This is a genomic window from Anaerovorax sp. IOR16 (assembly GCF_017168145.1).
Taxonomy (GTDB): domain Bacteria; phylum Bacillota; class Clostridia; order Peptostreptococcales; family Anaerovoracaceae; genus IOR16.
The window spans coordinates 712,470-735,413 of the sequence record NZ_JADQTL010000009.1; the positions used below are offsets into that span (position 1 = coordinate 712,470).

A 22,944-nucleotide genomic window follows, 5' to 3' on the forward strand; every position below is an offset into this window, starting at 1 on the left:
TATGAAAATTGCATTTTATACGCTGGGTTGTAAAGTGAATCAATACGAAACACAGGCGTTAAAAGAAAAATTTATAGATAAAGGATATGAGATTGTAGAAGATACTGAATTTGCTGATGTGTATGTTATCAATACCTGTACGGTTACAGGGCTTGCGGATCGAAAATCACGCCAATACATTCGGAGAGTAAAACGCATTAATGCGGACTGCATCACGGCTGTTATCGGCTGCTATGCACAAGTGAATCCAGAAGAAGTTGGTGCGATTGCAGGAGTAGATATTGTAGCCGGTACCAACGAAAAAAACAAACTGCCATTATATGTGGAAGAAGCAATGGCTCAAAAAAATATTATTCCGGTTTATCATGTAAAAGATTATCAGGAACTTTGTGAATATGAGGAAACAGGAAGCATTACTTCCATGGAATCTCGAACAAGAGCGTTTATTAAAATTCAGGAAGGCTGTAATCGATTCTGTTCCTATTGTGTCATTCCTTATGCCAGAGGTGCGGTGCGAAGTCGAGCAAAAGAAGATATCCTATCGGAAGCGAAAAGTTTATTGGAAAAAGGGTTTAAGGAACTTGTACTTACAGGGATTAATACGGCACTTTATGGTATGGAGCCAGGATTTTATCAAGATGAAGAAATGATAGTGGATGAAAATGGAGAACAAAGGAAAATTTATGGCATTGAAGTGATTGTTAGGGCATTGAATGCATTGCCGGGTGATTTTCGAATTCGACTTGGTTCTTTGGAGCCAACGGTGGTAAATGCAGAGTATGTAAAGCATTTATTAAACTATAATAAGCTTTGCCATCATTTTCATTTATCCATGCAAAGCGGCAGCAATGCTGTTCTTTCTGCTATGAATCGAAATTATGACCGAGAAATGTATTTTGAAATGGTAAACGAATTGAGAAGTGCGGATCCACGTTTTGGAATTTCTACCGACATCATTGTAGGATTCCCCGGTGAAACGGAACGGGACTTTCGAGATAGTGTAGATATGGTTGAAAAAGTGGAATTTTGTAAGGTTCACGTATTTAAATATTCTAAAAGGCCTATGACGAAGGCTGCACAAATGAAAGGACATTTGGCTCCAGAAGTAAAAAATAAGCGCAGTGAAGAATTGATACGCATTGCTGAAACAGCTGCACAGAATTTCTATACACGATTAAGTGGCTGTGAAAGAATGGTATTGTTTGAAGAATATGATTCGAAAACAGGATATTACAGAGGCCATAGCGACAATTTTATAGAAGTGTATTGTAAGAGTGAAGAAGATATCTCTAACACCTTTGCTCGAGTAACTATGGATAAGCCTTATCGGTTAGGAATGCTTGGAACAATAAAGTAAGATTCCATACTAAATCAGGTTCACATTATCAGGTTGACATTTTTTAATACTGTGTTATGATAGGTAGCATAGTCAAATGCCTTTTTTAGGAATTTGATTGAATATGTGAGGAATAGGAGATGAAAAACGATATGTCGGATTGTATTTTTTGCAAAATTGCAAATAAGGAAATTCCGTCAAATATGGTATATGAGGACGATGTGATTGCTGTATTTCATGATTTAGAGCCTCAAGCACCGGTTCATGTTTTATTGATTCCAAAGAAACACATTGAATCGTTAGATGCCACTGAATTTGAAGATATGGAAGCGTTAGGATGGTTGCTTAATAAAGTAAAAGATGTGGCCAAGCTTTTAAATCTAGAAAACGGATATCGACTCGTTTGCAACTGTGGAGAAGATGGATTCCAGACGGTACCGCATTTACATTTTCACCTTTTAGGTAAACGTAAGATGACCTGGCCTCCAGGTTGATGTGCATGCAATATCCAAGCATTTATGGAATTAAAATCTTTCTTTAAAAAAAACTTGATTCTTTCCATAAAAAAATGTATAATATTCATGTTATAGACTGACCCGTTTGGATAAGCATCTATGTGATTTCAGAATATGGAGGGAGGGGAATGAATATATGGCACAAGTAGTTGTAAGAGAAAACGAAAGCTTGGAAAGCGCTTTAAAGAGATTTAAGCGTTCTTGCGCAAGAGACGGAGTAATGTCCGAATTGCGTAAAAGAGAACATTACGAAAAGCCAAGTGTAAAAAGAAAGAAAAAGTCAGAAGCCGCAAGGAAAAAGGCGAAAAAGTTCTAGCACAAAAGAGGTGTAGACTATGTCTATAAAAGATCAATTATTACTGGACTTCAAAGAGTCTATGAAGGCTCATGATGAAGTTCGAAAAAATACAATAAATTTAGCTCGTGCTGCCGTAAAGCAGTATGAGGTTGATAACCGAAAAGAACTTGACGATCAAGGTATCATTGAAATCTTGACCAAACAAGTAAAAATGAGAAAAGATGCCCTCTCTGATTTTGAAAAAGCGGGAAGAACGGATTTGGTAGAGTCTTATAACAAAGAAATCAAGGTTTTAATGGAGTACTTACCGGCACAGCTTACACAAGCTGAAATTTCTGAGATTATTAAGCAAACTGCAGCTGATTTAAACATCGAAGGTGGAAGACAAAACTTCGGTAAATTAATCGGAGCAGTTATGGGTAAGGTCAAAGGAAGAGCCGATGGCGGCGACGTTAAAAAACAAATTGAGGATTTTCTTAAATAGAAATTCATTATGACATAAAGAAATAGAAATAACCTGATACATCATCAGGTTATTTTTTTTTATTTATTTTCATAAGATACTAGGAAGGAGGCCGCAGTTATGAGTTTTCAAGAAGAATTATTGTTTGATTTTAGTCTACATATGCCGCGTATTTTAATTAGTGGAAAAACGGCAGTGGTTGATAATGTAAAAAAAATTGTTATGGTCGGCAGTGACGAGATTATTGTAGACTGCGGCAGTCGCTATTTGGCTCTGTACGGAATGGGATTGATAGTAGAGCAGTTAGAAGAAGAACGAATGCTAGTGAATGGAAATCTCACTTCCATTGAATTTTATGGGGAGAAGAAGTAATGAGAAGCAACGGAAGCTTTTTTGCATATACGAAGGTAATTCGGGTGGAAGGTTTTGAGCAGCAAAAGCTGCTCTCCCAATGTTTGCAAAAAAAAATTATATTACGGAAGATCCGTTTTGAGAACAATCTCTCTATGACTATGGAGATTCGTGATCAAGATTGGGATGCCTTTTTAGCAATCGTAAAGCGGCGTTATCGTGTGACCATTTTGCGAGAAAATGGATACAAACCCCTTATTCTGAGAGCTTTGCATAGAAAGAGCACACTGGTAGGGGTTCTTTTATTTTTATTAATTTTAATCTATCAAGCAAGTTTTATTTCGGAAATTCGAGTGCAAGGATATGAAAGAATTGAAGAAGCTACCATTCGTCAGGCATTAAAGGAAGTTGGATTCTATGAAGGATGCAACAAAAACATAGATATAAACGAAGTAAAAACACAAATGTTTCAAAAATTAGATAATATAAGCTGGATTGGGATAAAATATAATGGAAGCATGGCAGAGGTCACGATTGTTGAAGGAACAAAAGAGATAAAACCTGTGGATGCGAACACGCCCGTTCATGTTGTTGCGTCGAAAGATGGTTATATTGAGAAGGTGATTGCAAGAGAGGGAACGGTACAAGTCCCAAAAGGAGCATTTGTAAAGAAAGGAGACATTGTAATCAGCGGCGAACTTCTCATTGTAGATAAAGCATATGCTGATCGATCGGAAGAGGAATTGATAAGATATGTTCATGCAAACGGAGAAGTAAAAGCTCGAATCTTATATCGTTTTCATCGTTATCAAGATAAATATTCTTTAATAAAAAAACATACAGGCAAACATTTGTATGGTTTTGCAATTAAGTTTGGATCGTTCGAGTTTAATACTGCAAAATGGTTATGGCCATATGATGCATCGATTTATGAGGAGAAGACTGTTGGAAAGTTTATAAGGCCAATCCCTTGTCAATTTTCTATTATAAAAACATCCGAGGTTGAACTATATCGACAAAAAAGAACGGATGAAGAAATTAAAGAAATGGCAAATTTACAAATTAGAAGGTATCAAAAAGAAAAAATACCGGAAAATGCGCAAATTATAAATAAAAGTTTGAAGTTTGAGGAGAAAGAAAATATAATAGAAGTAACTGTAATGCTTCATGCTTTGGAAGAAATTGGGTCGGAGAAGCCGATTGTAAAGAAGATACCGGAACCAAATATGCAAGAAGCGGAGGGAGGAATGAATCCGATTGGAGAACCTATTAATTGAAGAATTAAAAATAAAAATTGACCATGAACAAGATACCAATGAATTATTTGGTAATTTGGATATAAATTTAAAGATTATCCAAGAGAACTATGAAGTAGACATTGTACAGCGTCAGGATGAGCTGATTCTTAGAGGAAAAGAGGCAGCAAAAGCGCAGCAGGTTCTTTTAAACTTGATTTCCATATTAGAATCTGGGGAGAAGTTGGATGCACAAAAAGTGAACTATGTTATCAGTTTGCTTGAGAAAGGTATTTCGTATCAGGATAGTAAGGTAAATAAGGATACGATTTGCTTTACACATAGAGGAAAGCCAATCAAACCAAAAACTTTAGGACAAACTGTTTATGCCAAAAGTATGAAAGAGCATGACATTGTTTTTGGAGTGGGACCGGCAGGTACCGGAAAAACATATATGGCTGTCGCCATGGCCATTAATGCATTTAAGAATAAAGAAGTAGAAAAGATTATCTTAGCAAGACCTGCGGTAGAAGCAGGTGAAAGACTTGGTTTTCTTCCGGGTGATTTGCAAGAAAAGGTGGATCCGTATTTAAGACCGCTTTATGATGCATTGTATGATATACTGGGAAGAGACAGTACACTTCGGTTAAAAGAAAGAGAGACGATTGAGGTGGTACCTCTAGCTTATATGAGAGGGCGTACACTAGATAATTCTTTTATTATTTTAGATGAAGCTCAAAATACAACCAAGGAACAAATGAAAATGTTTCTTACACGACTTGGGTTCGGCTCTAAAGCGATCGTTACCGGAGACACTACACAAATCGATCTTCCTCGTGGAAAACGCTCTGGCTTATTGGATGCCATTGACGTATTAAAAAATGTTGAAGGTATTGATTTTTGTTTCTTAAAAGATACCGATGTTGTAAGGCATCCTTTGGTAAGACGTATCATTAATGCCTACGATGTTTATTCCAAGGAGAATCCGGAAAAAAATCCGGAGAAAGATTATGAGGGTTAGGATGAATATCATTTTTAGCGAAGAGCGTATGCCTGGTGAAGTGGTCGTAGAACACATGAGTCAAGCAGGTGCTTATTGTGTTGAAGAAGAAGGTTTGAACCCACAAAATATTACTGTGAGTGTCACTTTTGTAAGTACCGAAGAAATCAAAGAGCTAAATGGAGTTTATCGTAACAAAGATGCCGTAACGGATGTTTTATCATTTCCACAGTTTGAGGATTTGAATGAAGTACCTGAGGCCGGAGAAGTATGTTTGGGTGATGTTGTTATTTGTCCGGAGCAGGCTTTGTTGCAGGCAGATGAATACGGTCACTCCGGAGAGCGGGAATTGGTTTATCTTTTTGTTCACAGTATGTTTCATCTACTTGGATATGACCACATGAATGAAGAAGAAAAAATGGAAATGCGTAATCAAGAAGAAAAAATTATGAATAAAATCGGCCTTGTACGATAAAATGGTACAAGGCTGTAGTGTGTAATTGAATGGAGTAATGAAATGAACGAAAAAGAGTTGTATCAAAAGGCAAAACAAGCTTTAGAGTATTCCTATGCACCGTATTCGAGGTTTCGAGTTGGGGCAGCTTTACTCACAACTTCCGGAGAAGTGTTTACGGGTGTAAATGTTGAGAATTCAAGTTTTGGAGGCACAATATGTGCAGAAAGAACTGCTTTTGTGAAGGCCATTTCAGAAGGGTTTCGGGATTTTACTGCTTTAGCGGTTACTTCTTCAGAAGGAGAGGTATATCCATGCGGCATTTGTCGTCAGTTTATGTTTGAATTTGGGGATGATCTAAAAATCATTACCGGAGACGATGAAGAACATTTAAATGTAGTAGAGATTACTGAATTATTGCCAAAAGGATTTAGACTTTAATTATTTTCGTTAAAAAACGTTTCATAAATTATGTATAGTGAAAGATATAGGAGTTAGAATGAAATCAGGATTTGTAGGAATTATTGGAAGACCAAATGTTGGGAAGTCTACGTTATTAAATGCAATTTTAGGAGAAAAAATTGCCATTGCGACGGACAAACCGCAAACAACGAGAAATAGCATTCGAGGTATTTTTACACGGTGCAAAGGTGAGGCAGACGATTGCCAGCTGATTTTCATTGATACACCGGGGATTCATAAACCGAGAAACAAACTTGGTGGCTATATGACGGAGATGGCGGCCAATACATTGAAAGAGGTCGATGTTATTGTTTTTATTGTAGATGATGCATTGTCGGCAGGTCCAGGAGATCAATATATTTTGGACATGCTGAAAGATACAAATACACCGAAGCTGCTTGTTATAAATAAAATTGACAAGTTATCTCCGGAAACATTCCGCAGTATTTATGAGGAATATGAAAAAATCAATATTTTCGACGGCATCTACGGCGTATGTGCTTTAGAAGGAAAAAATGTCGATGCACTCTTGAAAAAGCTTGAATCTCTTATTTCAGAAGGGCCGATGTATTTTCCGGAGGATATGATTACTGATCATCCGGAACGTTTTTTAGTCAGTGAGCTGATTCGTGAAAAGGTACTTTTGTATTTAAATGATGAGGTTCCTCATGGTGTTGCTGTTGAAATTGAAAGTTATAAGGAGACAGACAAGATCACGAAAATTGGCGCAGTTATTTATTGTGAAAAAAAATCACATAAAGGAATTATCATTGGAAAACAGGGCAAGAAACTTAAAGGTATTGGAAAGAGTGCCCGCTTAGAGATTGAAGGTCTTTTAGGCTCAAAAGTATTTTTAGAACTTTGGGTAAAAGTAAAGGAAAATTGGAGAGACAATGATTTTGCCATCGGCAATTTTGGGTATAAGGAATAAATATGTATACGGATACAGAAGGAATCATATTAAAACAAATAAAAACGGTGTCTGGCCGCAGGATGGTACTTTTGTTTTCGAAAAAATTCGGAAAGATCAGTGCTGGTACCAGCATTAATGAAAAGGGAAAGGGGAAATCTGCTTTGGCTATGAGACCCTTTACCTATGGGAAATATGAGCTTTATAAAAACCGTGATACTTACCACATCAATGGTGCAGAAGTCTTAAAAAGCTATTACCGCATTGGTGAGGATGTAGAAAAATATATGTGTTGTTCTTATGTTTTGGAATTAACCGAACGAGTTTTGGCGGAGGATGCAAAAGCGCCGGAGATTTTTTATTTGCTTTTGGATTTTCTTTCAATTATGGAAGAAAGAAAAAAAAAGTTTGAGACTTTGGTACTTGCGTATCAAGTAAAATTGTTGCAATGCTATGGAAATATGCCAAAGCTGGATGCTTGCGCTTGCTGTGGAAGTACAGAAAATTTAACTGATTTTAGTATTAAAGAGGGTGGACTTATTTGTAAGGCATGTATTTTGCAAGAGAATACGAATGATGCATTGATTTATGAGTTAAACTTTGCTATAGTAGATATATTAAGATATTTTTTGCAAAATTCTTTAAAAGCCTTAAAAAGTTTAGCATTGGAAGAATCTGTTCAGGGGCAGCTACAGCAAATTTTAAAAGATTACTTCGCCTATCATTTGGATATCAAAACGTTAAAAAGTGAAGGATTTGTTATGGGTCTTTCTCAAAAAAAATAGAGTTTATCTAGGAAAAGAAAAGGTGGTGTTTTTTATGGAAATTACATTAGAAAAGATTGAATTGGTAAAAGACAGAACTGGGGTTAGCTACAAAGAAGCAAAAGAAGCGTTAGAGGCAGCTGAGGGCAGTGTTGTTGATGCAATTATTAATATTGAAGAATCCATTGATATCAACAGCAAGAGTAAGCTTGGTGAGCAAGGTGCAGAAATCATTGAATCCATCAAAGAAATGATTCGAAAAGGAAATATTGCAAAGATTACCATTAAAAAGGAGGATGAGGTTCTATTGAATCTTCCTTTAAATGTAGGAATTGTCGGTACGATTCTGTTTCCTTGGACTGCAGTAATTGCAACGATTGCGGCATTTGGAACAAAGTGCAAAATCGAACTTTTAAAGGACAATGGTGAAATCGTCAATGTAAGTGGAATGGCAACTGACACATTTGAGAATGTAAAAGAAAAAAGCACCGTAATTGCAGACGAAATGAAAGTCAAGGGTGCTGATGTTTTTAATAATGTGAAAGATAAGGCAAATGACGCGTTACGCAAAAATACTGAAACGGAAAATGATTCCGAATGCGATTGCGGATGTGATGGACCAATCGAAACTTGTGGTTGTGAATGCAGCTGTGGAGACGAAGAAAAATAAACAAAAACAAAAGAAACAGAAATGGTAGGGTAAGATGAAGAAAGAATTTTCAATGGACAAAGTTGTAGCACTGGCAAAATCTCGTGGTTTTGTATATCCGGGATCTGATATCTACGGAGGACTTGCAAATACTTGGGATTATGGTCCAGTGGGAGTGGAATTAAAAAACAATGTAAAAAAAGCATGGTGGAAAAAATTTGTGCAGGAATCTAAGTACAATGTTGGATTGGATGCTGCTATTTTAATGAATCCTAAGACTTGGGTTGCTTCCGGTCATGTAGGTGGTTTTGCAGATCCACTGATTGATTGTAAGAGTTGTAAAGCAAGATTTCGTGCAGATAAGTTAATTGAAGATTTTATGATGCAAAAGGACGGTGAAGCGATTACTGTTGATGGCTGGTCCAATGAAAAATTAGAAGGCTATATTAAGGATAATGCAATCGCATGTCCAGAATGCGGTAAAAATGATTTTACGGGAATTCGTCAATTTAATTTAATGTTTAAGACCTTCCAAGGTGTTACAGAAGATTCTAAATCAGAAATTTTCTTAAGACCGGAAACTGCACAGGGTATCTTTGTAAATTTTAAAAATGTTGCACGAACGACTCGTAAAAAGATGCCGTTTGGTATTGCACAGATTGGAAAGTCATTCAGAAATGAAATTACACCGGGAAACTTTACATTCCGAACCCGTGAATTTGAACAGATGGAATTGGAATTTTTCTGTACACCGGGAACCGATTTGGAATGGTTTGATTATTGGAAGAATATGTGTGTAGAATGGTTGAAATCTTTACAGATGGACATGAATTCCATTCGTCTTCGTGACCATGAAAAAGAAGAACTATCCCACTATAGTAATGCAACAACGGACATTGAATTTTTGTTCCCATTTGGTTGGGGGGAACTATGGGGAATTGCAGATCGAACCGACTTTGATTTAAAACAGCATCAGGAGCATTCCGGACAAGATATGAGTTATATGGATGCAGTTACCAATGAGAAGTATGTTCCATATTGCATTGAGCCATCCTTGGGAGCAGATCGTGTAACTTTGGCTTTCCTAGTGAACGCTTATAATGAAGAAACAATTGTTGACGGTAAAGGGCAGGAGGATACTCGTGTTGTTATGAAGTTCCATCCGGCATTGGCACCGTTTAAAGCAGCAGTTCTTCCTCTGACAAAGAAACAGGCAGAAGCAGCTGAAGAACTTCATGCTGAGCTTTCCAAATACTTTATGATAGACTATGATTTGCCGGGAAGCATTGGAAAGAGATACCGAAGACAGGATGAAATTGGAACACCATTCTGTATAACCGTGGACTTTGATACAGAAAATGATCAATCGGTTACGATTCGAGATCGTGATACGATGCAGCAAATTCGTCTGCCGATCAATCAATTAAGAAGTTATATTGAAGAAAAACTAATTTTTTAATTTTATAGGGCAAGCTTAAAAAGCTTGTCCTTGTTACTAGTAAATTTTATTAAATTTTGAAAATAAGGTCTATCATTTAATGATTAAAAAGTGACTTTATTAACCATAATCTACAATATTAAAAACTTAAAGGAGAGATGAAAAATGGGAAAGAAGTACGTTTACCTTTTTAAAGAGGGTAATGGAAACATGCGCGAATTATTAGGAGGTAAAGGTGCAAATTTGGCGGAAATGACGAACTTGGGTATGCCGGTTCCGCAGGGATTTACAATTACAACGGAAGCTTGTACACAATACTATGCTGACGGTGAAAAAATTAATGATGAGATTCAGTCAGAAATTTTACGTTACATAACGGAACTTGAAAAAATTTCTGAAAAAAAATTCGGTGATTTAACAAATCCATTACTTGTTTCTGTTCGATCTGGTGCCAGAGCATCTATGCCAGGTATGATGGATACTATATTAAATTTAGGACTGAATGATGAAGTTGTGGAAAGCTTTGCGAAAAAAACAGGCAATCCTCGTTTTGCATACGACTCTTATCGTCGATTTATCCAAATGTATTCTGATGTTGTCATGGAAGTTGGGAAATCCTATTTCGAAAAGCTAATTGACGAAATGAAAGGCAAAAAAGGTGTTACTTTAGACACTGAGCTGGAAGCAGAAGATTTAAAAGAACTTGCAAAACAGTTTAAGCAGGAATATAAGAATAAAGTTGGAGAAGACTTCCCATCTAATCCTGTAGATCAATTGATGGGAGCAATCAAAGCTGTTTTCCGTTCCTGGGATAATCCTCGTGCTATTTATTATCGTAGAATGAATGACATTCCTTCTTCTTGGGGGACTGCTGTTAATGTTCAGGCGATGGTATTTGGTAACATGGGTGATACCTCTGGAACCGGTGTTGCTTTCTCCAGAAATCCAGCAACTGGTGAGAAGAAATTATATGGAGAATTCTTAATGAATGCACAAGGTGAAGACGTGGTTGCCGGTGTAAGAACTCCACAGACAATTGATCAATTAAAAGAACAGAATCCGACAGTATATGAAGAATTTTATAAAATCGTATATACCTTGGAGAAACATTATAGAGATATGCAGGATATGGAGTTTACCATTGAAGAAGGAAAACTTTATATGTTGCAGACAAGAAATGGAAAACGTACTGCAGCTGCTGCACTTCAAATTGCATGTGACCTTGTAGATGAAGGTATGATTAATGAAAAAGAAGCAGTGAGTATGATTGATCCAAAACAACTTGATGCTTTGCTTCATCCGCAATTTGATGCTGATGCCTTAAAAGCTGCATCACCGGTTGGTGAAGCATTACCGGCTTCTCCGGGCGCTGCATGCGGTCAGGTTGTATTCACTGCAGAAGATGCGACCGAATGGGCAACAAAGAAAGGTGCAAAGGTTATTTTGGTTCGTCTGGAAACTTCTCCGGAAGACATTGAAGGTATGCATTACGCACAGGGTATTTTAACTGTTCGCGGAGGTATGACTTCACATGCTGCGGTAGTAGCAAGAGGTATGGGAACTTGCTGCGTATCTGGTTGTGGTGAGATAAAGATTGATGAAAAGAAGAAAGTCTTTACACTTGGTGGAAAAGAATTCCATGAAGGAGATTTCATATCTTTGGATGGCTCTACTGGTAAAATTTATGGAGAAGCTATCAAAACAGTTGATGCATCTATTTCCGGTAATTTTGACCGTTTAATGAAATGGGCAGATCATTATCGTGCATTAAAGGTTCGTACAAATGCGGATACTCCAAAGGATGCAAAGCAAGCTAAAAGCTTTGGTGCAGAAGGAATTGGGCTGTGCCGTACGGAGCATATGTTCTTTGATTCTGCCAGAATTTCTGCGATGAGAGAGATGATTGTATCAAAGACGGAAGAACAGAGAAGAGCGGCATTGGCAAAGCTTTTACCAATGCAGAGAAGTGATTTTGAAGGTATTTATGAGGCGATGGAAGGCTTCCCGGTTACCATTCGTTTCTTAGATCCTCCACTACATGAATTCTTACCAACAGACAACGAGGATATTATAGAACTTGCTAAGGAAATGAAGATGGAAGTGAGTGAATTAAACGCAGTCATTTCTTCCTTACATGAATTCAATCCTATGATGGGTCATAGAGGTTGCCGTTTGGCAGTTTCTTATCCGGAAATTGCAGAAATGCAGACGACTGCTGTAATTGAAGCGGCAATTGCGGTGCAGAAAAAACATCCGGAATGGAATATGGTTCCGGAAATTATGATTCCGCTTATTGGAGAAATTAAAGAATTACAGTATGTTAAAAATATTGTAACGGAAACGGCAGATGCCATCATTGCAAAATCAGGTATCGATATGAAGTATATGGTTGGAACTATGATTGAAATTCCACGTGCTGCTTTGACTGCAGATGAAATTGCAAAAGAAGCAGAGTTCTTCTCATTTGGTACAAATGATTTAACACAGATGACATTTGGATTTAGCCGAGATGATGCTGGTGCATTTTTAGGCTCATACTATGAAAAGAAAATTTATGAAAATGATCCATTTGCAAAATTGGATCAGGTTGGTGTAGGCAAATTAGTAGAAATGGCTGTTGAATTAGGTCGAAAATCAAGATCTGATTTAAAGCTTGGAATTTGTGGTGAACATGGTGGTGATCCTTCTTCTGTAGAGTTCTGCCATAAGGTTGGATTAAACTATGTATCTTGCTCCCCGTTCAGAGTACCAATCGCTCGATTGGCCGCAGCACAGGCAGCGATTAAACTTTCTTAATAATCATTGTATTTGAATTCAGCCGTTTGTTGTATTTCAACAAACGGCTTTTTTCTTTTATAGGCTTAGTATATAAAATATGATTATTGTTATTTGATACCAATGAATATTATTATCAAAATTTGTTCTTTTAGGATGAAAGCATTGAAAGTTTTAAATGGTAGGAATATAATAATTATGGTTTTATTTGCTATTGTATAGAATTATTAAAGGAGTGAACAAATATGAAATATAAAATTACAGGATATGAACCCAATGCATTGTTTCAATATTTTGAAGAAATTAGTGCCATTCCAAGAGGATCTGGTAATGAAAAAGCAATCAGTGAATATTTGATTGCCTTTGCAAAAACACATAATCTTCAATGCTATCATGATGAATTAAATAACGTAGTAATAAAGAAACCTGCAACGAAGGGATATGAAAAGAGTCCTGCCGTGATGCTTCAAGGCCATCAGGATATGGTATGTGAAAAAAACAATGATGTTATACATGATTTTGAGAAAGATGGCATCGATTTAATTGTTGAGAATGGCTTTGTAAGAGCAAATGGGACAACATTAGGTGCTGATAATGGCATTGCTGTGGCAATGATGTTAGCTCTTTTATCTGCAGATGATTTAAAACATCCAGCATTAGAATGTGTATTTACGGTTGAGGAAGAGGTTGGACTGAATGGTGCAGCAGGTTTGGATGCTTCTGTTTTAGATGCAAGGATTATGATTAATTTAGACTCGGAAGAAGAAGGAATCGCTACTGTAAGCTGTGCAGGCGGAATGCGTTATACGATGAAAAAGGATGCTTCGTATGAAACGATAAAACAGCCGTTGCTGCTTTCAATTGCAGTTAAAGGATTGCTGGGCGGACATTCCGGTTCTGACATTCATCTTGAAAGAGGGAATGCAAATAAGATAATGGGACGTTTGCTTCAATCGGTATTAAAAGAAACAAAAATGCAATTGGTTTCTATCAAAGGTGGAAACAAGGATAACGCAATTCCGAGAGAATGTATTAGTACATTGGCATTTTCTAATCAAGAAGAGCGAAACATTGCATTTAAAATATTAGAAGGATTGAAAAAAGATCTTTTGGAAGAACTTCATGCAGATGAGCCTTCTTTTGCAATGGAGATCAAACAATCTGAAGATGATTCGGTCGATGCATGGACTCGTAAGGAAACTGAAAATATCATAAATTTGATTTTCCTTTCTCCGGACGGTGCGCAAAAACGAAACGTACGCCAAGGCGGTTTTATTGTTGCATCTTTGAATATGGGTGTGGTTGAAAGCAATGATAAGGGCATTACGATTGTATTCGCTCCGAGAAGCTCGATTTCATCCTTGCAAGAGGAAATTGTTCAGAGGTTGACGTTATTAACAGATGAATTTGGATTCCAATATAAAATTGCCGGACAATATCCTGGTTGGAGCTTTGCAGAAGAATCTAAGATTCGAGATGCATTTGTGGAAAGCTTCCATCGTTTGTTTGGAAAAGAATTACAAATTGAAGCCATTCATGCTGGATTGGAATGTGGATTGTTTGCTGATAAATTGCCAGGATTGGATGCCATTGCCGTAGGACCGACAATGAGAAATTGTCATACACCAAATGAAACAATGGATTTAGCATCCTGCGAACGTACATGGAAATTGTTAACAGATGTGCTAGAAGGTTTATGTATTGCATAAAATGTGATAGGCCATTATAATAGAAATTCCAATGTTATCACATATTATCAAAATATAGATAATACTGGAATATTTTTAAAATTTGTGGTATAATAGCATTGCTATTTTACTATTAAGTAACGAAAGGAAGAAAAAAAGTATGGCAACAAACAAGAAAGAATTCAAGCCTTTCATTGCTGCGGACAAAATAGTACCTGAATTTACATTTACATCAATCTTTTTAGGTATTCTTTTAGCCGTTGTCTTTGGTGCAGCAAATGCATATTTAGGCTTAAGAGTTGGAATGACTGTATCTGCATCCATTCCAGCTGCCGTTATTTCTATGGGAATCATTCGCTTGATTCTAAAGAAAGACTCCATTTTGGAGAATAATTTAGTACAGACCATTGGTTCTGCCGGTGAATCTGTAGCAGCAGGTGCAATTTTCACATTGCCAGCCATTTTTTTATGGGCTGGTGAAGGTATTGTAAATACACCAACGCTGATTGAAATTTTCTTAATTTCTTTAGTTGGAGGCTTGCTGGGCGTATTGTTTATGATTCCGCTTCGTAAGGCTCTTATTGTAGAAGAGCACGGTGTTTTGCCTTATCCGGAAGGAACGGCTTGTGCAGAAGTGCTTTTAGCCGGAGAAGAAGGCGGATCAAAGGCTTCTACTGTATTTGCAGGTTTAGGTGTTGCTGCAGGTTATAAATTTGTAGCAGACGGACTTGGCGTTTTTCCAAGCAGTGTGGAAACGGAAATTGCCGGATACAAAGGTTCTATGTTTGGAATGGATATTTTACCGGCATTGTTAGGTGTAGGCTATATATGCGGTCCTAAAATTTCCGGATATATGCTGAGTGGTGGTATCCTTGGATGGTTTGTATTGATGCCATTAATTGTTTTATTTGGTGGAGATGCTGTTATTTTCCCTGGAAATGATCCTATCAGCGGATTTGGTCCATGGGATTTATGGGGTACATATGTTAGATATATCGGTGCTGGTGCAGTAGCTGCCGGTGGTATTTTAAGTTTAATTAAGTCCCTACCTTTGATCGTAAGAACATTCTCACAGGCTATGAAGGGATTCTCTAAAACAGGAAGTGATTCCGGACTTAGAACGCAACAGGATTTACCGGTACCGGTGATTTTAGTAGTGATTGCTATTATTGCAGTTGTTATTTGGTTGCTTCCAGTATTCCCGGTTACCTTACTTGGTGCTATTATTATTATCGTATTTGGATTCTTCTTTGCAACAGTATCCTCCAGAATGGTAGGTCTTGTTGGAAGTAGTAATAACCCGGTATCCGGTATGGCAATCGCAACGCTGTTAATTGCTACGGTTCTTTTAAAGGCAACCGGTTCCACTGGTGCAGAAGGTATGATCGGCGCAATTTCGATTGGTTCCATCATCTGTATCATTGCTGCTATTGCTGGAGATACTTCTCAGGACTTAAAGACTGGATTCCTTTTAGGTGCAACACCGAAAAAGCAGCAGATTGGCGAAGTGATTGGTGTATTTGTATCTGCTTTAACAATTGGAGGAGTTCTTTATTTATTGAATGAAGCATGGGGCTATGGCTCAAAGCAGATTCCGGCTCCACAGGCAAGCATGATGAAGATGGTTGTAGAAGGCGTTATGAATGCAGAGCTTCCTTGGACCTTAATCTTTGCTGGTGTAGGTATTGCAATTTTAATTGAAGTTCTTGGGATTCCGGTACTTCCGTTTGCAGTTGGTCTTTACTTACCATTAGGATTATCTACTAGTATCATGGTAGGTGGTCTTGTGAGACTTTACATAGACAAGAAAAAGAATATTTCTGAAACAGATCGAAAAGATTCTACAGATCGTGGAATCTTGTATACTTCCGGTTTGATTGCAGGAGAAGGTTTAGTGGGTGTATTACTTGCAATCTTTGCTGTTATTAAGTTCTCTGACAAAACAACATTAGCAGATAAGATTGGTGTAGTAGGCGATATGTTTAACATTGGTCAACTTGGTGGCGTTGTACTATTTACGTTACTAACCGCTTCTTTGGTATATGTAATAGTAGGTAAAAAGAAAAATAGCTAATAAATAATAACCATTTTTGTGTTATAATTTCATGGAGTGGTGCACCGAAAAATCGGAATCTGCTCCATGAAATTTTTTCTTGTTATGATGGAGAATACAAATGGGAAAAAAATCAAAAGTAAATTATTTGGATTATATTCCGGATAGAAATTCCCATTATGCATGGGAAATTAATGAAAAAGGTATGGTAACGGTGATTGTCGTTTGGACAGGTTTTTATCATCGTTTTGCACAAAAAGTTTTTAAAAAACCGAAATTTAGCCGTATTGAGTTGGATGAATTTGGAAGTTTTGTTTGGTTACAAATAGATGGGCAAAGGACTATTTTTGATATTTCACAAATTGCAGAAATGGAATTTGGAGAAAAGATTTCACCGTTATTAGAGCGGTTGGTAAAGTTTTTTGAAATTCTGAAAGAGCACAAATTTGTTATATTAAAGGAGAATTTGCATGCTTAAATATTTACCTTATGTTTTACTCACTGCGTTAGCTACTATGTTTATTTATGGTTGGGGTTTAATAAAAATGCAGCGCCAAACGCAAGACTTAATAACTATGTTATATTCTAAATGTGAGCGAAAGGTAAGAAAACAGCTTAAGAAGAAAGGAAAAATGACTCTCAAAGAAATTGAAGATTTAATAAGAGGAACACAAGTAAGTTTCTTTTATAGTAAACAAAGATTGGGAGTTACCGATGCAAAAACATTTGCAAAATCAATGCTTTCTCATATGAAAACAAATCATTTAATTGTAGAAGAGTATGAAAAGGGAAAGCGCAGTTATTGCTTGGCCAAGAAAACAAAATAGATTTTAATAATTTTAAAATTGTATTTTAAAAATTGATAGATAAATTAGGCAAGGAAGGTTTTTTCCTTGCCTTTCTGTTTTATTCTTTAGAAAATATCGTTTTCTTATAATTCCGCTTCAAAGATGATGATATCTTCTCCGATTTTCCTTATAGAACTCCATGGAAGCTGTATGTAGTCTCGGCTTCCCATGAAACTAAGACGTTCTGAAGTTTCTGGAACCATAAGTCCTTTTATTTTTCCTTGCTTTGGGTCAAAAAGCAACTCTGCATCAGCCAGTTGGCCATGACGACTTCCGTTATAAAGATTTACAATTTCTTTATCGCCTAATTCACTTAAACGCAATAAAAACAACTCCTTTATGAAAATAGTGATATCGTTATATAAAAAAGTATATTTTGGTTACACTATTTTTATGACCAATGACCGAAAGGAGATAAAATAGATGTTTGAAACCAAAAATGATATAGAAGCAGAAAAGGATGAAAAGGATGAAAAGGAAGAAAAGGAAAAAATTGATGAAAAATCTGAGGTTAAGCATTCCATTGATGACTTCGGAGTCATCAACAACGCATTTAATTTTCCAAGCAGTATTCAGTATTTAACAATTATAGGAAGTGTAGAAGGACATACTGTGCTTCCACCGCAGAACAAAACGACAAAATATGAAAATATCATTCCTCAATTGGTAGCAGTTGAGGAGAACAAAAACATTAAAGGGCTATTAACCATACTAAATACGGTTGGCGGAGATGTGGAAGCCGGTCTTGCAATTGCAGAATTGATTTCAACCTTATCGAAGCCTACGGTATCGTTGGTATTAGGTGGAGGGCACAGTATTGGGATCCCTCTTGCTACTGCCAGTGATTATTCCTTTGTGGCAGAAAGTGCGACTATGACTTTACATCCGATTCGCATGGCTGGATTAATAATTGGAGCAGAGCAAACTTATGAGTATTTTCGAAAAATGCAGGAACGTATTATTGATTTTATTGTACGAACGTCTCACTCTGAAAGAGAAATTGTGACTAGACTAATGAATGCAACAGATGATATGCCTAACGATGTAGGAACTATTCTTTATGGAAAAGATGCAGTCGAGATTGGTTTGATGGATGAAGTTGGTGGTTTGAATATGGCATTAGCTAAGTTAAAGTCTATGATTGATGAAAAGGAAAAAGAGCAAAAAAAATAATATAAGAAAATGGAGAACAACGGTGTGCGTATTTACGTATGCCGTTGTTTTGTTATGTTAATCTATTATTCAATTAGGATGTATTTAAATACCATTTAAATTTGTCCTTTGTTTTGTCGAAAAAAGTCGTTAAATTTAAATTGTAAATAAATGTAAAATAGTTTAATATAAACATATGGAAGCATTTTACATAAAAAGGACTTAATGGTATGAAAAAAATAAGCTTAGCAATTATGGATGATGATAAAGCATATGGATGTGCATTATCGAAGGCACTTGCATTAACTAATAATGAGTTTGAGGTATATTTATCGCCTTCCATATCCGATCTGGATCAATTTGATTTAATTTTAATAAATGAAAAAGGGATGTCTTCGTTACCGGAACCAGTTCTGAAAAAGACAGTTGTTTTGACAGATATGAAGTGCAGCATTTTATGGGATAAACCCCCAAAGGAAAAATTTGTGCTTTATAAATACGATTGTATAACAATTTTAACTGCTGCTTTGCATCTCTATTATGCAACGATGTATGGATGTGTTAACCCATTTTTAGTTTTTGAAAAACAACCGTTTGTAGTAGGTATATTTAGCGGAAGTGGAGGAGTTGGAATCACTTCGGTATCGATTGCACTTTCTCGAGAGCTGGCAGATAAGAAACGAAAAAAAGTACTATTTCTATCTTTGGAAGAAATAGAATCCAGTTCTTTATACTTCCGGTTTCCCAAAAATCATCCATTCATGGGCGATTATTTATACTATTTGTTTTCTAATGATCAAAAACGAAATGCGGCAACCTTTTATAGTACCTTTCAGTATCGAGATTCTTATGGCGTTGAGCTTTTTTATCCATCCTTCAGCGAAAATGAATTGTGTACTTTATCAATTACTGAAATAAGTATTTTCATTGAAAGCATTTCAATGATTGGAAATTATGATTACATTGTTTTGGACGTGGGCAATCACTTTTCAAATGAAATGGCTTATTGGCTTGAACATTGCAATCTTTGTATCCTTTTAGGAAATGATACACTCTTATCTGACAAAAAGAATAAAAAAAGACTCGAACGATTACAGAGTCAATATCGCTTTGATAAGACTTCATTCTTGGAATGCTGCATTTCAAAAGATGAAGAAACGTTTGTTGAAATCGATAATATAATAGAAATTCATAGTAATTATGGATTTGGATCGGAGGTGAAAGCTCTTGCAAACAGAGTTAAACATGCAAATGCAAACCAAAGGAACCATAAAAGAAATAACGGATGCAGTTCGCTCAGTGATCAATGCAAGGACAGAACAGATTACGGATGGTGAAGTTTTATCGCTGATTGAGGATTTTGTACTACATGATAATCGAACGCAATGGTATCCATATACAGAGAAAAAGAAACTAACAACGACAGTATTTAATGCTACACGACGTGAACTTGATATTTTGCAGCCTTACGCAGATGATAATGAAGTAAGTGAAATCATGGTTAATGGTACAGAAAAAGTATTCATTGAACGAAAAGGAAGAATCGAGAAATTACCGATTTCATTTGAGAGTAAAGAAGATTTGGAAGAAATCATTCGTCGGCTAGCGGCAAAGGTGCATCGTGAAATCAATGAATTAAATCCGATCGTTGATGCAAGACTGGAAGACGGATCACGAATCAACGCGGTTTATCGCAATGTAGCTTTGAATGGACCAATCTTAACCATTCGGAAATTCCCTAAAAAGAAAATTACGATGGAAGAACTGATTGAGAAGGAGTCCATATCAGAGGAAGCTTCTCAGTTTTTAAAGAAGCTGGTGATAGCCGGATATAATATTTTTATCTCCGGTGGGACGAGTTCAGGAAAGACTACCTTCTTAAATGTATTGTCAGACTGCATTCCAAAAGAGGAACGTGTAATTGTGATTGAAGATTCTGCTGAACTACAGATTACAAAGATTGATAATGTGATTCGGATGGAAACAAAAAACGCTAATATACAAGGAAAAGGAGAAGTGTCGGTGCGTGATCTTATTAAGGCCTCTTTACGTATGAGACCGGATCGAATTATTGTCGGTGAAGTGAGGGGAGGTGAAGTGGTAGATATGATTCAGGCAATGAACACGGGTCATGACGGTTCGCTGTCAACAGGGCATGGTAATTCACCGGAAGGTATGCTTCGCCGGTTAGAAGCAATGTTTTTATCAGCTGCAGAGTTTCCAATGGAAGCGATACGCAGTCAGATTATGGAAGCCATTGATATCATTGTACATTTAGGAAGAATGCCGGATAAAACGAGAAAAGTATTGCAAATTGTTGAGATTACGGGATATCAGGATGAGAAATACATGATAAATCCTTTGTTTCAGTATAAAATCCATGCTGGTTTGATACCGACCGGAAAAAGTCTCTCTAATAAGATAAAGTTGGAAATACGAGGAGTTGAGCTATGAGTGTACCAAAAACATATCATTTTTATACGTTAAATAATAAAGAAAAAAAGAAATATTATTCTTACAGCATATTAGCATGTCTTTTTTTAGGATACTTATTTTATGAGAGCTTTATTGTGGGACTAATATTTTGCGGACTTACAATTAAGGGAGAAACTTTTTTCTGTAATTATTTAGCAGAAAAAAGATGTACGGAGCTTACGGAACAATTTCGAGATTTTTTGTATTCCATTTCAGCTTCTATATCTGCCGGCCGACAAATGCCGGAAGCTTTGCAGGAAGCAAATGAAAATCTTCGTTTGATTTATTCAAAGGATGCATTAATTTGTAAAGAACTTGACTATATGGTTAGAGGTATTTTTGAAAGTAAACTACCGGTAGAGATTCTATTAAGAGATTTTGCAAAACGGACGGAATTGCCTGATATATACCAGTTTGTAGAAGTCTATTGCATTTGCAAGACAACTGGTGGCAACTTACAGAGAGTCATTGAAAAAACAGTTAGTGTTATGATTGATAAGATGAATATTAATCGTGAAATACGAGTCTTGACAGTACAAAAACGTTTAGAATCCCATATATTAACCTTAATTCCTTTGGCTATTATTGCATTTTTAAATCTAATGTCGCCTGGTTATTTGAAAGTACTTTATACAACGTTACAAGGTAGAATCTTAATGACTGCCGCTCTATTTGGTATTGGAGGTGCCTATGCATGGAGCATGAAACTTACGAAAATTGAATTACATTAATAAAAAAATATTGAAGCTCTTAGGAATATTACCGGATTGGTGTACCGGAAAAAAAGAAATTTATGAAGCCGGATTTCGAACAAAGTATGGAAATAGAGATTTTACGTATCAAATACAAAAGGAAAAAGCTTATCAACTTAAATGTTATTTAATAATCTTTTTACTATTGATTTTATTAATGTTTGGTTTTACCATAAAGTCTTTATTGATGCATAATAAAGCATTGCAAAGTTTGGATCGACCAGATTATGGCGCAAATGCTGGTATTATATCGCTTAAAGCGGAGGTCATACATGGAGAGGAAACTTTTCATAAAAAAGTTACATTACGAGTCAGGCCTCAGAGCTTAACAGAGTTTCAAAAAAAAGCCTTTCTTAAAGATTGTAAGAACAGACTAACTAAAGAAATACTTGGAAACAATAAAGATCCAGACCATGTAATCCATAATTTAGACTTGAAAAGAGAAGACAGTATATATCCAATACATATTGATTGGAGTTCCAATCAACCACGATTTCTTGAAGAGGATGGCACGGTACATAGAATCGCATTAAATAAACCTATACAAGTCGATTTAATAGCAAAGCTTACATTACAGGATTGTGAAGAAGAGCAAATACATAAAATTACAATCCTTCCTCCGCAGGAAGATAAGGAATTGGAAAAAGAACTAGATGATGCATTAGAACAAGTCACGAAAGAGTTAAATAATAATACCTATGGACGAAATCTATCTTTACCCTCAAAGCTAACAGAAAACACTTCTCTAAGATGGTATGTGCAAAACAGCATTCCATTTTTTCCATTCATTGCAATGGCTTTGCTTTTAATAGTTCTAATTTATAAAAGAAGGTATTTTCGAATGGAAAGAGAGCTTCAGAAGTATCGAGAATCCATGAAAAGAGAATATCCTGATTTTATCAATAAAGTGGTTTTATTATTAAATGCAGGTCTTGTAATTACTACAGCATTAGAGCGTATTGCAATGGAGGCAAAGGGGAAAAAAGACCATCCATTAATAGAAGCAATTGGTGAAATCTCTAACAACGTCAGAGAATCCAACGCTTCTTTCTCAAAAGAATTAAAAATGTTCGCAAGGAGAAGCGGGATAAGGGAGTTAATGAGATTTGCTGCAATTGTATACGATAATTTAGATAAAGGCAGCTCTTTGGTTGAAAAGCTCGAAGCAGAAGGTGAGCTTCTTTGGATGGCAAGAAAGAAACATGCAGAAGAAGAAGGAAGAAAAGCAGAAACAAAGTTAATTATGCCATTGATGGTGTTACTCTTAATATTGGTGATCATTACGATTTCACCGGTGTTAATACAAATTTAAAGAGGAGGAAATGG

The 22,944-nt window shown here is 36.3% G+C and carries 24 protein-coding genes; 23 read left to right on the plus strand and 1 reads right to left on the minus strand.

What is annotated here, in order from left to right; translation table 11 throughout:
- The first annotated feature begins 1 nt into the window (after position 1).
- The 18 genes from mtaB to I2490_RS07225 all read left to right on the plus strand — a co-directional run bounded on the left by mtaB (position 2) and on the right by I2490_RS07225 (position 17,218).
- Positions 2–1,357: a tRNA (N(6)-L-threonylcarbamoyladenosine(37)-C(2))-methylthiotransferase MtaB gene (gene mtaB, locus I2490_RS07140; protein WP_209010589.1), complete on the plus strand. Its 1,356-nt coding sequence runs from the start codon at positions 2–4 to the stop codon at positions 1,355–1,357.
- 119 nt (positions 1,358–1,476) lie between these two features.
- Positions 1,477–1,830, plus strand: a complete 354-nt coding sequence (locus I2490_RS07145; protein ID WP_330634594.1) for a histidine triad nucleotide-binding protein — start codon at positions 1,477–1,479, stop codon at positions 1,828–1,830.
- A 157-nt stretch (positions 1,831–1,987) separates the two neighbouring features.
- Positions 1,988–2,167 carry a 30S ribosomal protein S21 gene (gene rpsU, locus I2490_RS07150; protein ID WP_027399339.1) on the plus strand — a complete coding sequence of 60 codons (180 nt, stop codon included), beginning with the start codon at positions 1,988–1,990 and terminating at the stop codon, positions 2,165–2,167.
- A 19-nt stretch (positions 2,168–2,186) separates the two neighbouring features.
- Positions 2,187–2,633: a GatB/YqeY domain-containing protein gene (locus tag I2490_RS07155; protein ID WP_206459052.1), complete on the plus strand. Its 447-nt coding sequence runs from the start codon at positions 2,187–2,189 to the stop codon at positions 2,631–2,633.
- Positions 2,634–2,732: 99 nt separating this feature from the next.
- Positions 2,733–2,984, plus strand: coding sequence for a YabP/YqfC family sporulation protein (locus tag I2490_RS07160; RefSeq protein WP_206459053.1), 252 nt, complete (start codon positions 2,733–2,735; stop codon positions 2,982–2,984).
- Positions 2,984–4,240: a sporulation protein YqfD gene (locus I2490_RS07165; protein WP_206459054.1), complete on the plus strand. Its 1,257-nt coding sequence runs from the start codon at positions 2,984–2,986 to the stop codon at positions 4,238–4,240. The genes I2490_RS07160 and I2490_RS07165 overlap by 1 nt, the downstream gene beginning before the upstream one ends.
- Positions 4,221–5,219 carry a PhoH family protein gene (locus I2490_RS07170; protein ID WP_206459055.1) on the plus strand — a complete coding sequence of 333 codons (999 nt, stop codon included), beginning with the start codon at positions 4,221–4,223 and terminating at the stop codon, positions 5,217–5,219. Before I2490_RS07165 ends, I2490_RS07170 begins: the two co-directional genes overlap by 20 nt.
- A gap of 1 nt (position 5,220) precedes the next feature.
- On the plus strand, positions 5,221–5,673 hold the full coding sequence (ybeY, locus tag I2490_RS07175; RefSeq protein WP_206459056.1) for an rRNA maturation RNase YbeY: 453 nt from the start codon (positions 5,221–5,223) through the stop codon (positions 5,671–5,673).
- A gap of 42 nt (positions 5,674–5,715) precedes the next feature.
- A complete protein-coding gene (gene cdd, locus I2490_RS07180) occupies positions 5,716–6,093 on the plus strand; it encodes a cytidine deaminase (RefSeq protein ID WP_206459057.1) in 378 nt (125 codons plus the stop codon).
- Between the two features lie 58 nt (positions 6,094–6,151).
- Positions 6,152–7,045, plus strand: coding sequence for a GTPase Era (gene era / locus I2490_RS07185; protein ID WP_206459058.1), 894 nt, complete (start codon positions 6,152–6,154; stop codon positions 7,043–7,045).
- Positions 7,046–7,047: 2 nt separating this feature from the next.
- A complete protein-coding gene (recO, locus tag I2490_RS07190; protein ID WP_206459059.1) occupies positions 7,048–7,809 on the plus strand; it encodes a DNA repair protein RecO in 762 nt (253 codons plus the stop codon).
- Between the two features lie 34 nt (positions 7,810–7,843).
- The gene (locus I2490_RS07195; protein WP_206459060.1) at positions 7,844–8,458 is read left to right on the plus strand and encodes a DUF4342 domain-containing protein; all 615 of its coding nucleotides are present in this window, start codon (positions 7,844–7,846) and stop codon (positions 8,456–8,458) included.
- 34 nt (positions 8,459–8,492) lie between these two features.
- Positions 8,493–9,896, plus strand: a complete 1,404-nt coding sequence (locus tag I2490_RS07200) for a glycine--tRNA ligase (RefSeq protein ID WP_206459061.1) — start codon at positions 8,493–8,495, stop codon at positions 9,894–9,896.
- Between the two features lie 144 nt (positions 9,897–10,040).
- Positions 10,041–12,671: a pyruvate, phosphate dikinase gene (gene ppdK / locus I2490_RS07205; protein ID WP_206459062.1), complete on the plus strand. Its 2,631-nt coding sequence runs from the start codon at positions 10,041–10,043 to the stop codon at positions 12,669–12,671.
- A gap of 224 nt (positions 12,672–12,895) precedes the next feature.
- Positions 12,896–14,359 (plus strand): aminoacyl-histidine dipeptidase, encoded by a 1,464-nt coding sequence (locus tag I2490_RS07210; RefSeq protein WP_206459063.1) that lies wholly within the window; start codon positions 12,896–12,898, stop codon positions 14,357–14,359.
- Between the two features lie 139 nt (positions 14,360–14,498).
- Positions 14,499–16,412: an OPT family oligopeptide transporter gene (locus tag I2490_RS07215; protein ID WP_206459064.1), complete on the plus strand. Its 1,914-nt coding sequence runs from the start codon at positions 14,499–14,501 to the stop codon at positions 16,410–16,412.
- 100 nt (positions 16,413–16,512) lie between these two features.
- The gene (locus I2490_RS07220) at positions 16,513–16,869 is read left to right on the plus strand and encodes a PqqD family protein (RefSeq protein ID WP_206459065.1); all 357 of its coding nucleotides are present in this window, start codon (positions 16,513–16,515) and stop codon (positions 16,867–16,869) included.
- Positions 16,862–17,218: a hypothetical protein gene (locus I2490_RS07225; RefSeq protein ID WP_206459066.1), complete on the plus strand. Its 357-nt coding sequence runs from the start codon at positions 16,862–16,864 to the stop codon at positions 17,216–17,218. Before I2490_RS07220 ends, I2490_RS07225 begins: the two co-directional genes overlap by 8 nt.
- Positions 17,219–17,322: 104 nt before the next feature.
- Here I2490_RS07225 and I2490_RS07230 read toward each other — a convergent pair whose 3' ends face one another.
- A complete protein-coding gene (locus tag I2490_RS07230; protein ID WP_206459067.1) occupies positions 17,323–17,562 on the minus strand; it encodes a YlmC/YmxH family sporulation protein in 240 nt (79 codons plus the stop codon).
- 100 nt (positions 17,563–17,662) lie between these two features.
- Between I2490_RS07230 and I2490_RS07235 the strand changes: the two genes are divergently transcribed.
- The 5 genes from I2490_RS07235 to I2490_RS07255 all read left to right on the plus strand — a co-directional run bounded on the left by I2490_RS07235 (position 17,663) and on the right by I2490_RS07255 (position 22,930).
- Entirely contained in the window at positions 17,663–18,412 is a 750-nt protein-coding gene (locus I2490_RS07235; protein WP_206459068.1) for a ClpP family protease, read from the plus strand.
- 209 nt (positions 18,413–18,621) lie between these two features.
- Entirely contained in the window at positions 18,622–19,728 is a 1,107-nt protein-coding gene (locus I2490_RS07240; RefSeq protein ID WP_206459069.1) for a hypothetical protein, read from the plus strand.
- Complete coding sequence (locus tag I2490_RS07245; protein WP_245157107.1) at positions 19,619–20,845, plus strand: CpaF family protein; 1,227 nt, start codon at positions 19,619–19,621, stop codon at positions 20,843–20,845. Before I2490_RS07240 ends, I2490_RS07245 begins: the two co-directional genes overlap by 110 nt.
- Positions 20,842–21,597: a type II secretion system F family protein gene (locus I2490_RS07250; protein WP_206459070.1), complete on the plus strand. Its 756-nt coding sequence runs from the start codon at positions 20,842–20,844 to the stop codon at positions 21,595–21,597. The genes I2490_RS07245 and I2490_RS07250 overlap by 4 nt, the downstream gene beginning before the upstream one ends.
- Entirely contained in the window at positions 21,584–22,930 is a 1,347-nt protein-coding gene (locus tag I2490_RS07255; RefSeq protein ID WP_206459071.1) for an immunoglobulin-like domain-containing protein, read from the plus strand. The genes I2490_RS07250 and I2490_RS07255 overlap by 14 nt, the downstream gene beginning before the upstream one ends.
- Positions 22,931–22,944: the final 14 nt, after the last annotated feature.